This is a genomic window from Neorhizobium sp. R1-B (assembly GCF_004368875.1).
Lineage (GTDB): Bacteria > Pseudomonadota > Alphaproteobacteria > Rhizobiales > Rhizobiaceae > Neorhizobium > Neorhizobium huautlense.
The window spans coordinates 147,063-160,360 of sequence record NZ_SOEM01000009.1 but is presented as its reverse complement, the minus strand read 5'-3'; the positions used below and the strand labels follow the sequence as shown (position 1 = coordinate 160,360).

The window sequence follows — 13,298 nt, the reverse complement described above, 5'->3', positions numbered from 1 at the left end:
TCGCCCTTTCCTATTATGAGAGGCACCACTGACGACGGCGTCGACAGATCGCAGGAACGCCCTGGCTTTCCGCACGGAGCCGTCTCGTGCGCCTAACCCTGCGATAGCCGCCAGGAACTGTCGAACGAGCGTGAGTTGTTGAAGCGCAACAAATCTTAACGCGATAAAACGTTGCGATCTTCCATGATCACTAGGGTGCGGCCCGAATTGCCGGATGTCTTTTATGGCCAAGGCATCAGAAGAGAGGTCGCTTCATGAATATAAAAGTGTGGTTGAGCAGGTTCTGCTCTCTCTGGCTGCCCGGCAAAGGGGCCATGGTTCTCGCGCTTGGGTTTGCTGTCCTTGGATCAGCTGCATTGGCACGGGACAAAGCGCCTGTCACAGTCGCTTTTGCCAAACAGGGCGATATTGTCGAGCGAATATCGGTCGTGGGGTCCCTCGCGGCTCGCGAGGAGGTTATGGTCCAGCCCCTGGTTGCGGGCCGGGAAATACAGCAGATCCTGGCGGAAGTCGGCCAGACGGTCGAACAGGGTCAACCGCTCGCCGTGTTTGACCGAGCTGATGCAATGCTCGCGCTTGACAAAAATGCGGTAGGGGCCTTGCGCGCCAGAGCCGCCGTGGCTGTCGAGAGCGGCAAGATTGAGGTTGCACTTGTTGCCGAGCGGGAGGCTCGAAAGCAGCTGGACCGGAGCCTGACGCTGCAACCGAAGGGGATTATCGCTGATCAGGTTCTGGATGAACGTCAAAACGCTTACGACCGGGCCCTTGTGGAGACGGCACTTGCGCGACAGTCACTGGCGCTAGCGCGCGCCGAGGAGCAGTTGATCGCGCAGGAACGAAGGGAGATCGAGCTGGCAATCAGCAGGAGCACTGTACGCGCGCCAGAATCGGGTCTCGTTCTGGAGCGGAACGCCCGAGTTGGTATTATGACTTCGGATTCGGGAACCCCGCTGTTTCGCCTTGCCAAGGACGGCAAGATCGAGTTCGTAGCGGAAGTCACGGAAACGAATTTTGTCCGGCTGAGCAAGGGCATGCGCGCGAAAGTAACCGTGCCTGGTCGCGACGAACCGCTTGGTGGCACGCTGCGATTGAATGCGGCTCAAATAGAACAAAAAACGCGAAGCGGCACGGTTCGGATCGAGCTCGATGAAAGCGAAGGCCTTATTCCGGGTGTATTTGCACGCGCTGTCATCGATACTTCGACGAGGACGAATGTTTTCCTGCCGGCGACGGCCGTCAGAAGCACGCGCCTTTCCCACAGTGTCTATGTCGTAAAGGACGATGTCGTCGAAACACGGGCCGTCCAGACTGGCCTGCGGCAGGGCAATTTCGTCGAGATCATCGAGGGTGTCGAGGACGGCGAAATGGTCGTGCTGAAGGCAGGCGGCTTCCTGAGGGATCAGGATCGAGTGACGCCCGTTGTCGTGTCAGAGGAAGACAGCCTGCGGTCGGAGCCTCCCGAGACGGCCGCGTTCGACCGTTCCGAAGGGACGGTGCGTTGATGAACGTGAACCTCTCGGCCTGGGCAATCCGCAATCCGCTGCCATCGGTTCTGCTTTTCGTCACCCTGATGGTGGCGGGACTCTACAGCTTCTCCCGATTGCCGGTTACCTATTTCCCCGCGGTCATAACTCCGCTGGTCAAGGTCACGATCGAGCAATCCGGAGCGAGGCCGAGCGAACTCGAGATTGAAGTGACGCGGCTGGTAGAAAACGCCGTCGCGCCGCTGACCGGCATCAAGCAAATCACCTCAACCATTGGCCAAGGCCGGTCGGTGACCAATGTCGAATTCGAGTTGGGCGTGGTTTCTCCGGACCGGGCGGTTGTGGACGTACGAGATGCCCTGGCAAAAATTCGTTCCGACTTGCCTGCGGCCGTCGACGAGCCTGTTGTCGAGCGGGTCGAAGAAGAAGCGCGATCGGTCGTGACATACGCGGTGTCGAGTGCAAATAGGACGGTCGCCGATCTTTCCTGGTATATAGACGATGTGGTTGCGGGCAACCTGCAGGGCTTGCCAGGTGTCGGGCGGCTCGAGCGTGTCGGCGGGGCTGATCGGGAAATTCGCGTCGAACTCGATCCCGGCCGGCTGCAGGCGCTTTCCCTCTCTGCAAGCGTCCTCAATGAGAGTCTCTCGCAAGGCCAGATTGAGAACTCCGGCGGGAGGAGCTCTCTCGGCGGTCGCGAGCAGGCCCTGACGACGGTTGCGGCGGCAAACACCGTTACAGAACTTGCCGATCACCGCATTGCGCTTTCTCCCCACGCCTCTGTCCGGCTGGGAGACCTCGCAAGGGTCGAGGACGGTATGGCGGAAGCGCGTACATTCGCCACGCTCGGGGGAGGCGACGTCGTGGGTTTTTCGGTTTATCCGTCGCAAGGCGCAAGCGAAATATCAGTTGCGGACCTGGTCTCGAAAGCGCTGGTGGAGATGGGCGCTCGCGACAGCGACGTGCGCTTCAGCCTCGTCGACGACAACTTCACCTATACGGCAGGCAATTTTACCTCGACCATGAGCACATTGGTGGAGGGTGCCGCGCTTGCTGTTATCGTCGTTTTTCTGTTCCTGCGCGATTGGCGGGCGACGATTGTCGCCGCGGTAGCGCTTCCGCTCTCCATCATTCCCACTTTCTTTGTTATCGATCTTCTCGGCTTTTCCCTCAACATCCTGAGCCTTCTGGCGATCACGCTGGTCACCGGCATACTCGTTGACGACGCGATCGTTGAAATAGAAAATGTCGTGCGCCATCGCGGCATGGGCAAGTCCGCCTATCGTGCGTCCCTCGACGCGTCCGACGAAATCGGGCTTGCCGTCATTGCCATTTCCGCCACCATCATCGCCGTGTTTGCACCGGTGGGTTTCATGAAAGGCGAGGTGGGTCTGTATTTCCGCCAATTCGGCCTGACGGTAGCGATCGCCGTGTTCTTCTCGCTGCTGGTTGCGCGGCTGATTACCCCTGTCCTGGCAGCGTATGTCATGACCGGAACACCTCCGGTGGAGCATAAGAAGAGGACTTTCATTCTGGCATACCAGGACTTGCTGCGGGTGAGCCTGCACTTGCGGTGGGTGACTGTTGGTCTGGCTGTAGGCTCCTTCGCCCTCGCAATGCTCACCTTTTCGTCGCTGCCGACCGGTTTCCTGCCGGAGGAGGATACCGGACGCCTCACCCTCTCGGCCGAACTGCCGCCCGGTTCCACCCTTGATGAGACACGCGCGGTATCGGACGAAATTGCTAACCGCGTCAGTAAGTTTCCCGGAGTAGAAGGAGTCTTTGCCCGTGCCGGTGCAAGCATCACGGGGTTGGAGGATGTTCGCTTTGCGGTCATTCTCATCGATCTTGTCCACAAGACCAAGCGGGATCACTCCTCGTTTGCGCTGGAAGCCGAGATCGAAGAAAGGCTGGCCTCCATCCCCGATGTGAAGCTGAGGTTTCTCAACGAGCGTGGTGGCCGTGATCTGTCCTTTGCGCTGCTGGGAACCGATGCGGCCTTGGCGACCGCCGATGCCATCGTGGCGGAACTGGCAGCCGATCCGGCGTTTGTCGCTCCAGCCATCGATAATGGCGTCATGCGTCCGGAGCTCAGGATCCAGGTCCAAACGGACAAGGCCACCACGCTCGGCGTTTCGCCGGCTGCGATTGCCCAGACCATCCGCTTGTCCACCGTCGGCGATGTCGACAGCCAGTTGCCAAGCTTCACCGATGGCGAGCGGCAAATCCCCATTCGCGTGGTTCTTGACCGTAACGGCCGTGACGATCTCTCGACGCTCGAAATGCTAACCATCGCCGCCGTCGATGGCACTCGTATCCCGCTGTCGTCCGTGGCCGACATCAGCTTCGACGAGACGATCTCAGCCATCGAGCGGCTCGATCGTGAGCGTCGGATCGAGATCGGCGTGGATATGGCGGATGGGCTGACATCCGGACAGGGGATGGAGCGCCTGCTCCAACTCCCAAGTGTGAAAAACCTGCCGGAAGGCGTCCGCCTTCAGGCAACGGGAGACTCCGACACGGAAAGCACTGTTTTCGAGAGCTTTGCGGTGGCGATGGGATCGGGCATCATGCTCGTTCTTGTCGTGCTGATACTTTTGTTCGGCAGCGTTCTGGCGCCATGGACGATCCTGGCGTCTCTTCCTCTGTCGATTGGCGGTGTCGTCGCGGGGCTGTGGTTGAGCGGCAGCGCCATATCGCTGCCGGTTGTCATCGGAATGCTGATGCTGATGGGTATCGTCACGAAGAACGCCATCATGCTCCTCGATTTCGCCATCGAGCGGGAGGCGCACGGCCTTTCGCGGGTCGATGCGATCATCGAGGCCTGTGCCGAGCGCGTTCGCCCCATCGTCATGACGACCCTCGCCATGGCCGGCGGCATGATCCCTTCGGCTCTTGGCGTGGGTGATGGAGGCGAATTTCGGGCGCCAATGGCTATTGCAGTTATCGGCGGGCTGTTGGTCTCAACACTCCTCTCGCTGATCGTAATCCCCTCGCTTCATCTCATCGTTTCCGATTTCGGTGATCGGATCGCCAGGATCTTCAAGCCATACCTCCAGTCGGCTGAGACTGAGCGTATCCGATCACCGCTATAGCGCCACTGCTGGCGAAGTGGCGCGGTCGCGGAAGGCCGAGGATCTGCTATTCGGCCTTCCGCTCCTGTAGTCCGGCGAAAAACCTCTGGCCTGAGATCCACAACCACCCATATGCTAAGAGGCATCGCTTCGTCCCGGCTGCAACAAATCTTAACAAGTCAAAATATCTGGTCTTAAAGCGGCATGCAGAATTAGCGGATTGGAGCAAGAGACCATGCAGTCAAATTTGGAAAATGCGCGGATTTTGATTGTGGAGGATGATCGCGAAATCGCGAACCTCCTCGCGCTTACCATGCAGGATAACGGTATGACACCCACCGTTGCCGAAGACGGCGGCGCGATGAAGGCGCTTCTGCGCAACAATCCTTATGATCTCATCATTCTTGACGTCATGCTGCCGGGCGAGGACGGGTTGAGCATTTGCAGGAAGGTTCGCGCCGAAAAGACAATTCCAATCATCTTGTTAACCGCACTCGGCGAGGAGGTTGACAGGATCGTAGGATTGGAGGTCGGAGCTGACGATTACGTTACGAAGCCATTCAGCCCCCGAGAGGTTGTTGCGCGGGTTCGAAGCCTATTGAGGAGAGCTTCGTATGGCTTCATCAAGAACTCTGGCCATCAAAAACTCCGGTTCGATGGTTGGCAGCTGGATCCAATGCGCCGCCAACTTCATGATCCAAGTCATGCGCGCGTGGCGTTGACCACGACAGAGCTGGATCTTTTGTTGGCGTTTTGCCGAAATCCCGGCCGTGTCATCACCCGCGAGGAGCTTCTGTCACTGACGCATTCCGGTCTGGCGGGTCCAATCGAGCGCAGTATCGATGTCCATATCAGCCGTCTTCGACAGAAAATCGAAGCCAACCCCAGGGAGCCGGCACTGCTTCAGACCGTAAGGCTTGGGGGATATATGTTCACCGCCAAGGTCGAGCAAGTCTAACTCGTGCTCATGCTTTGGATTTCCAAGTTCTGATAACGCGACGCTTGTGTGGGTGTGTGTATGTGCACGAGCGAGGTCCTACCCCCTTCGCCACAAGTCACAGACCATCACTGCGCAGGCAATATGAGTCTGACGACAAAACCGTTTGGCCGGCGGTCGAGGAATTCCAGCGCTCCCCCGTGGGCTTGAACGATTTCCGCGACGATCGACAGCCCTAGCCCAAATCCGGAATTCGCATCGTTCCGTGCGCTATCAATCTTAAAGAAGGGTTCCAGAACGCGCTGCCGTAATGTTTCGGGAATACCCGGGCCATCGTCTATGACGTCAATGGCTATCGTTTCGCTACCGGCATATAGATCGACAACGACCTGGCTCGCGAACTTGGTGGCGTTATCGCAGAGATTGGTGACAGCGCGGGTGATGGCGAGCGGCCTGCAGTTGACTATCAGCCTGTTCGGCCCCCTATAGGAGATGTCGAAGCCTGTATCGGCGAATTCGCTGCAGATTGTCTGCACAGTGCTGGCAATGTCTATCCGCTCGACATGCTCCTTGCGGTAGCTGTCACGCAGATAGTCGAGACTTTCACCCAACAACCGGTCGATATGATTTATATCTGACAATAGGGCCTCCCGGAGCGGATCTGCCGGCAAACGTTCGGCCTTTAGCCGGAGCCTCGTCAGAGGGGTGCGAAGATCGTGACTGATGCCCCGCAACATGCGAGTCCGCGATTCCACCATGATCGCGATCCGTTTTCGCATGCTGTTCAGAGCCTTGGCGAGGGCCACGAGTTCAGCGCTGCCGCGTTCCTCGAACACTTCTCCGTCATCTGAAATGTCCGCATTCATCGCTGCCACGGATATGCGCCGCAACGGCAGCATAATTGCCCAAACGGCAAAAGCAGAGAAAAGAAGAATGAGGGTAATCAGGGCGACCAGGATATAGGAGCCGCGCCCTACGAAGTCACTTGTCAGGAAAGGGTCGGATGAGACAGGTGTGAACAACATCGTTGTATCGTCCACTCGCATTGCAACGATGCGGTTCCCGTTCAGAAAGGTTCTCCATCCGCCTAATGGTGAAATTGCATTGTCGGGAGGGAAAAGCCATTCGATGACTGGAGCCCAGAAAGTCCATTCCGGGGACCACGTTGTAAACTTTTCACTCAAGGACAAAGGCTGCAGCGTGAAATCCCAACCCGCGCGCCGGGCCGCGTCGAGGATGACCTGCCTCTCACCTGGCGCGGCTACCGCCAAAAGGCCGCTCACGGCCTGGACGTGTTCAGCTATCTCTTCGATATCCAACATCTTGTAATCGTCCCGGACCCAGCGCTCGAGCAAAGGCCCTGCCAGGACGATGATTATCAACAGGGCGAGTATGGCAAGAGCGGTGATCTGCCCTTGGATAGTCCTCAGGCCCGGTGGGACACGCACTCTCATGATCTTCCGTTCTCAAATCAGGCTGTCTCCATGTAACATGAACCAAAAAATGCCTGTCCATATATGATGTTACATTTTGTTGCGGCCGGATTGCTATCCCATAGCCAAAGCGCCTGCTTGAAAACAAGAAGCACCGACACGTTAAGAGCGTCACAGGCTGGCTATGAGTCCTGCCGCAGGTCGGAAGTCGTTCGCGAGCCTGACCGTAACATACCTTAACACAATGACATGTTCGAAGGGTGCCCGATCTGGAAAGAGGAATCCGCATGTCGTCGCGACAGATCCGGCGGCAAAGTAACTCGTTGGAGCCCTCATGTTTTTCACAAAGCCAGACAGCAGGCGTGTTTCCTTATGGGCTCTTGGGGCCACAATGGGCGTTGTCGGAATTGCGCCGGGCGTGCTCGCCGCCGACGCTGCGGCCGAAGAGCAGATACCTGTCCCCCAGGAGGAATTTGATCAAAGGAGGTTCGATCAGAAGCTACCTGAGCGGCAGTGGAGCCTGATTGTCGGCGGTGGCGCTCAATACGAGCCGGAATATGAGGGTAGCGGTGACCTAAAGATCAGCCCCATCCCCTTGGTCCTTTTCACGTATGACGACTGGTTGGAGATTGATCCTTCAGGCGTCGCCGTCACGCCCTTTCGCTACGGCGGCTTCTCGCTCTCGGGAAAGATTGGCTATGAATCAGGCCGGGACGACGGTGATCATGATCGGCTTCGAGGCCTGGGCGACATCGATTTCGCGGCAACAGTCGGCGTCAAAGCGGCATATGAACTAGGTCCCGTTGAATTCTACGCCGAGATGGAGCAAACGATCGAAGGCAGCGAGAGCCTTATCGGTACGTTCGGCATCGGCTATTCCCAGCCTGTGACGGAAAAACTCATTCTCGGCGCCAAGGCCGAGGCGATTGTCGCCAACGATAAACACATGGAAGCCTATTTTGGTGTGAATGCCGCCCAGTCGGCAGCCTCCGGATTGCCCGAATACAAGGCAAAAGCGGGCCTGAAACGCGTCGATGTTTCCGCTTCGGCCACCTATCTTCTCGATGAGCATTGGCTTGTGCGGGGGCAGGCTGAACTCGGGATATTGACCGGAGACGCGGCTGACAGCCCAATCGTGGAGAAGCAATTGCAGCCCTCCGTTTCTCTTTTTGTGGGATACAAATTCTGATGCTTCTTGAGGTCGCGACAAGCTAACGGACGCATCATCATTTATGAAGATCGGGAACCTTGGGAGGAGAAGCCTGTTTGCTTCGCCACATACGCGTGGGCAGCAAGGGCCATCTGGATGATAGATACACCAGAAAAAAACGAGATCGCGATTGATGAGCTGGCTGAGGCGCTCGGAATACAGGCCAGCTATAAGGATCTTCAGGGTGTCGTGCAGGAGGTTCCGCGCACAACGAGGCTTCGGCTCCTACGAGCGATGGGATTTTTAGATCGAAGCTCGTTTGAATCAGTTGGAAAAAGACCACCGCCTCGCCTGGAAGTGCCGGAAGGCGCGAGATGTTATATTCCGAAGCTGCTTCAGGAGAATGGTGTCTGGGGGATTTCTCTCCAGCTTTATGAGCTTCGGTCTTCCCGCAATCACGGAATAGGCGACTTTGAGGATCTGAAGAACTTTTGTCAGATCGCTGCAATGTCCGGCGCAGACTTCATAGGGCTCAACCCGCTCCATGCGCTCTTTTTGTCAGATCCAAGTCGCTGCAGCCCTTATTCACCGTCCAACCGCCTGTTTTTTAACCCTCTCTACATAGCCGTCGACCGCGTTTCGGGGTTTTCCGAGAATATGGTCGACCAAAAAATGATTGCAAAACTGAGATATTCTGAAACCGTGGACTATGTGGGGGTGACCCATGTCAAGCTCGCGACGCTCAAGATCCTTTGGCAACGCTGGAAATCGGGTGATCGGCAAAGCCCCAGCTTCAGCAGCGTCGCTTTTGAACATTTCAAAGCCACTGGCGGCAGTGACCTTTATGGACATTGCCTGTTCGAAGCCATTTCAGGGCAGATGACGGAGCAAGGTCACGGCAGCGGCTGGTTGAACTGGCCTCCATCGTTCCGTGACCCCCGAAGCTCAGTGGTCCAGGATTTTGCTGCGGCAAACGAGGATCAGGTCGATTTTCACGCATGGCTTCAGTGGCTGGCGACCCTGCAGATCGAAGAAGTCGCAGCCGATGCCAGGGCTGCCGGCCTCAGCATCGGTCTCTATTTCGACTTCGCCGTGGGAGAAGTCCCGGACGGATCCTCGACCTGGTCGAGGCCGGACCAGGTTCTTCGAGGAGTGCATATTGGCGCGCCCCCCGATGCTTTTAGCTCCGCTGGGCAAGACTGGGGCCTGGTGCCATTATCGCCTGCGCCGTTGATGGACCGGGCTACATCCCCCTACAAGAAACTGATTGGCGCCTCGATGGCATATGCAGGAGCACTGCGGCTCGACCATGCTATGGGCCTGTGGCAGCTCTTTCTTATCCCCGAGGGAGAAAGGCCAGCTGTCGGGGCCTATTTGCGCTACCCGTTTCCGCAGATGATCCAAAGCCTCGCGGAAATCTCCCAAGCCCTAAAAACGATCATCGTCGGGGAAGATCTCGGAAATGTACCGGAAGGGTTTCGACCTGCAATCGAGGAAGCGGGTGTATTGGGCTACCGGGTTCTCTATTTCGAGGATTCCGATGATGATTGCTTTGCGCCGAAAGCTCTTCCCCGGTATTCGCTTGCTTGTCTCTCGACCCACGATCTTCCACCGCTGGTCGGCTGGTGGCGCTGTGACGATATCTCCTTAGAGCTAAACCTCGGGCGTATCGATCACGAGGCCGCCGCTCACTTGCGTTCCGAGCGGCAGAAGCGGAAACGGGCGCTGCTTCAAGGATTGGTGCAGACCGGTCTTCTACCGCCCGACATGGCTATCACCGCTGAAGGTGACGCGATCGTCCTAGACGTCGCGATCGGTCTACACCGCTTACTGGCGAGGGTATCAAGCATGTTGGTGACGGTGCGCCTATCCGACTTGCTGGGAGAAAGTCTTCCCACAAACATCCCCGGTACTTCGAGTGAGTATCCCAATTGGCAGCTGAAGCTGAAGATCTTGATAGAGGACTTGCCGGCCAATCCGCTTTACAAATCAATTACGGCGGCGCTGTCTGAAGAGCGACCCAAAAGAGACGGTCATACAATCGGTGTCTCTGGTGGAAGCGCGTTCCTGTAGCCTTATGATTCGGCTTTCTAAAATGAGCCGATTGCCGGCAAGACGGCAGTATCAGGGATATGATTGGCTTCGCGGGACAGGCATTCGGCGGGTGCTTGGCCGTGCGTCAGCCTTGTGTTTGTGCGCTCTTCGCGCAGATTTGAGTTGGTTGGGTTGTTGGCCCGAGCAGGAGGGACCGCACCTGCATTATCCGAGCCGTTAGGCCTCGGCGCCGCTCCTGGCCTTTATCGAGACGTCCCGGAATTCAGCCTGGCACAGAGCGCGGCTTCAGCCGGATTCTGACATGCTTTCTGAACAAGCGACAACACAGGAGTGGTTGAACGTCCGCGTTCATGGCGAACTTACGAGTAGCCGACAGTCCTGTCACGGCCTGGTCGGCGAAAGCATGTCGATTGCATTTTCAATGAAGTCGAACAGGGTACCGGTTCAAGAACTCAGTGCGGCTGCGATCGTCTGCTGAAGCTCTTCCTTGGAAAAGGGCTTGCCAATTAGCGGCTGGTGAGCAAATTCGTCAGGCAATCCACTCAATCCATATCCTGTGCTGAATATGAATGGGATTTGACGGCCGCGGAGGACCTCAGCGATCGAAAAGCTGGGCTCGCCAGCAAGGTTGACATCCAGCACTGCAAGATCCACATCCGCTTTGGCTGCGATCGTTCGCGCATCAGCAAGCCGCGATACGGAAGCGACGACCTCGAAACCGAGGTCCTCCAGCATGCCCTCAATCATGAGAGCCACCAGCCCCTCATCCTCGACGACGAGAACCTTCAGGCCGGCGACTTGTTTCATGTCCTAAGCAACTTTACGGGGACCGAGATGCGGCAGATAATGCCTGCTTGCTCAAAGGCAAGGTCAAACTCACCCCCGAGATCGCGCTCGATGCAGCGCTCCATTAGCCGGGTGCCGAACCCGCGGCGGGTCGGCGGCATGACTGGTGGTCCGTCCTGTTCACGCCACTCGAGGATCAGGGTCGGTTTAGCCACTGCCTCGCCTTCAACACGCCAGACGAGGGAGAGCGCGCCGCCGCCCGACGACAGCGCTCCATATTTGATCGCATTTGTAGCGAGTTCATTGATAGTCATTGTCAGGCTGAGTGCCGTCCGCGAGTCTAAAGCAGCAGGAGGCCCGTCAACCTTGATGCGCCCGGCTGCTTCGCCGGCGAGCGGTACCAGCACTTCCCGGATGAGCGAATCCAGGGGAGCATCCTGCCAATGCCGCCTAGTCAAAAGATCATGGGCGCGAGAGAGAGCCAGCAGTCGGTCTTCGAAGCGATGCAGGAAGTCATCCAGATCGCCAGCGTACCTTGCGGTTTGTCCAGACAATGACTGCACGGTCGCGAGCGTATTCTTCACCCGATGATTGAGCTCATCAATGAGAGCCTTCTGTCTGCTTTCGGCCTGTTTGCGCTCTGTGATGTCGACGAGCATGTTTATGGCTCCGATGAGGTGGCCATCGGCGTCGTGAAGCGGCGTAGGATAGGGTATGAAGGGAACTCTGCTGCCATCCGGCCGCTCGGCGATCGCCTCAGCTCCTCGAATCGGACGGTCTTCCTTTAGCGCGACCGCCATAGGACATTGGTCGTGCGGTAGCGGAGTGCCGTCGGGGTTGAATAGCCGCCAGGTAACACACCACATGTCGCCCGGCTGTGGCGTTCGCCCGGACATCTCCACGGCTGCCTTGTTATAGAATGTAATCCGCCCCGTCCGGTCGGTCGTGTAAACGGCAGCTGGTAGCGCTTCAAGTAGATCGCGCATGTGCTGTTCGCTTGCGCGGATCTGGTCCTCCATCTGCTTCGCAACGGTTACATCCTGGATCACGCGCACGCCGTAACGGAAGCCGCCGGCCTTATCCCGTACTGACGAGCTATGGATATCGAGATAGACGATGCTCCCGTCTGGTTTTGTAGCGCGTTTGCGCAGCACATAAGTATCGAGTTCTCCGCTGATTTGTCGTGCGTAGAGCGCGGCATCCCTCTCTTGGTCATCAGCATGGGTATAATCGAGGAAGGTCATGTTGAGCAGCTCTTCGCGAGAGCGTCCAAGCATCTGACACAGCGCGTCGTTCACGCGTAGCAGGCGCCCGGCGGAGCCAGCTTCCGCGATTCCGATGTTCGCCGCTTCGTATGTCGCCGCCAGGCGATCCTCACTGTCTCGGCGCGCTTTCTCCGCTTCGTGGAGCTCCGTCACATCAGTCGTGAAGCAGCGTGTGCTGATGAACTTCCCAGCCTCAAACCGACTGTTGGACGTGATCAGCACATGCTTGAGAGAACCGTCCTTGGCGCGCAGGCGCGCGGGATAACGATCCAGCTTCTCCCCGCACGACAATTTCTGGAGGATATCGCCGATCACCGGCGCATCCGCATGAAATTCGGCGATGTGCCGTCCAACATACTCTTCGGCAGTATAACCGAGAAGAGCCAGTTCTGCTTTGTTGGCGCGCTGGATGATGCCGTCACCACCAACGATGTGGAGGCCTATGGCGCTGTTTTCGAAGAAATCTTCAAGGTCCTCGTTCTTCCGAACGACCTCTTCCTCAATGGCCTTATGCGCTGAGATGTCCTGAAAGCAGTTTATTGCTCCTTGGATCCTGCCGTCATGGTCTTTCAGCGGGCGGATGTTCACGAGTGCGACAAGCCGCGATCCGTCCGGTCTTTCAATGACAACCTCCTCGTTGCGGGCCTCCTTGCCAGTACGTACAGCCGTCGCCATCGGACAGACTTCGTGTGCCAACGGCGTGCCGTCCAGTAGGAAAAGAGCTTGGGAACCGCAGAAACGCTCGCGCCTGTCTTCGATTGGCGGCGTTCTTCCCCAGAGTTCTGCAGCTTCCCTGTTATACCGCACAAGCCAGCCGTCGTGATCGCAAAGGTAGACGGCGCCGGGGATCGCGTCGAGCAAGCTCGGGGCCGCCGCAATAAGCGCATCGTATTCATTTGACCTACGGGCGGGGAGTGGGAATTCCTCGATATTCGACATCTACGACCTTAACGCTTTTAATCTTCTCGTCGCGTTCGAAGCAATTGCGGCTTGGAGCGAGAATCCACCTCGTCCACCATCCGCTGATCCCACCGAGCCAACAGCAACATGCCCCAACGCGCAAACTCGCTAATTGTTTCATCGGGTCACAAAGTTTCTCAAGGACACACATTGA

The 13,298-nt window shown here is 57.5% G+C and carries 8 protein-coding genes; 5 read left to right on the top strand and 3 right to left on the bottom strand.

All coding sequences use genetic code 11. The features are described from left to right. Nucleotides 1-254: 254 nt before the first annotated feature. The 3 genes from EDE05_RS14850 (at nt 255) to EDE05_RS14840 (ending at nt 5,516) form a co-directional block, all read left to right on the top strand. Complete coding sequence (locus tag EDE05_RS14850) at nt 255-1,502, top strand: efflux RND transporter periplasmic adaptor subunit (protein WP_134101864.1); 1,248 nt, start codon at nt 255-257, stop codon at nt 1,500-1,502. Further along, the gene (locus EDE05_RS14845; protein WP_112800114.1) at nt 1,502-4,579 is read left to right on the top strand and encodes an efflux RND transporter permease subunit; all 3,078 of its coding nucleotides are present in this window, start codon (nt 1,502-1,504) and stop codon (nt 4,577-4,579) included. The genes EDE05_RS14850 and EDE05_RS14845 overlap by 1 nt, the downstream gene beginning before the upstream one ends. Before the next feature lie 214 nt (nt 4,580-4,793). Further along, complete coding sequence (locus tag EDE05_RS14840; protein WP_112800201.1) at nt 4,794-5,516, top strand: response regulator transcription factor; 723 nt, start codon at nt 4,794-4,796, stop codon at nt 5,514-5,516. A gap of 107 nt (nt 5,517-5,623) precedes the next feature. Here the strand turns inward: EDE05_RS14840 and EDE05_RS14835 are convergent, their stop codons facing one another. Further along, nucleotides 5,624-6,949, bottom strand: a complete 1,326-nt coding sequence (locus EDE05_RS14835; protein ID WP_112800112.1) for an ATP-binding protein — start codon at nt 6,947-6,949, stop codon at nt 5,624-5,626. A 370-nt stretch (nt 6,950-7,319) separates the two neighbouring features. Between EDE05_RS14835 and EDE05_RS14830 the strand changes: the two genes are divergently transcribed. Beyond that, entirely contained in the window at nt 7,320-8,117 is a 798-nt protein-coding gene (locus EDE05_RS14830) for a MipA/OmpV family protein (protein ID WP_245519917.1), read from the top strand. Nucleotides 8,118-8,234: 117 nt separating this feature from the next. After that, complete coding sequence (malQ, locus tag EDE05_RS14825) at nt 8,235-10,151, top strand: 4-alpha-glucanotransferase (RefSeq protein WP_134101861.1); 1,917 nt, start codon at nt 8,235-8,237, stop codon at nt 10,149-10,151. Nucleotides 10,152-10,577: 426 nt separating this feature from the next. Here malQ and EDE05_RS14820 read toward each other — a convergent pair whose 3' ends face one another. Beyond that, complete coding sequence (locus EDE05_RS14820; protein ID WP_112800105.1) at nt 10,578-10,940, bottom strand: response regulator; 363 nt, start codon at nt 10,938-10,940, stop codon at nt 10,578-10,580. Continuing rightward, nucleotides 10,937-13,123, bottom strand: coding sequence for a PAS domain S-box protein (locus EDE05_RS14815; protein WP_134101858.1), 2,187 nt, complete (start codon nt 13,121-13,123; stop codon nt 10,937-10,939). Before EDE05_RS14815 ends, EDE05_RS14820 begins: the two co-directional genes overlap by 4 nt. Nucleotides 13,124-13,298 lie beyond the last annotated feature (175 nt).

Coding starts and splice junctions, on each gene's coding strand:
- EDE05_RS14850 (WP_134101864.1), top strand. CDS start 255: ATGAATATAAAAGTGTGGTTGAGCAGGTTCTGCTCTCTCTGGCTGCCC.
- EDE05_RS14845 (WP_112800114.1), top strand. CDS start 1,502: ATGAACGTGAACCTCTCGGCCTGGGCAATCCGCAATCCGCTGCCATCG.
- EDE05_RS14840 (WP_112800201.1), top strand. CDS start 4,794: ATGCAGTCAAATTTGGAAAATGCGCGGATTTTGATTGTGGAGGATGAT.
- EDE05_RS14835 (WP_112800112.1), bottom strand. CDS start 6,949: ATGAGAGTGCGTGTCCCACCGGGCCTGAGGACTATCCAAGGGCAGATC.
- EDE05_RS14830 (WP_245519917.1), top strand. CDS start 7,320: ATGGGCGTTGTCGGAATTGCGCCGGGCGTGCTCGCCGCCGACGCTGCG.
- malQ (WP_134101861.1), top strand. CDS start 8,235: ATGATAGATACACCAGAAAAAAACGAGATCGCGATTGATGAGCTGGCT.
- EDE05_RS14820 (WP_112800105.1), bottom strand. CDS start 10,940: ATGAAACAAGTCGCCGGCCTGAAGGTTCTCGTCGTCGAGGATGAGGGG.
- EDE05_RS14815 (WP_134101858.1), bottom strand. CDS start 13,123: ATGTCGAATATCGAGGAATTCCCACTCCCCGCCCGTAGGTCAAATGAA.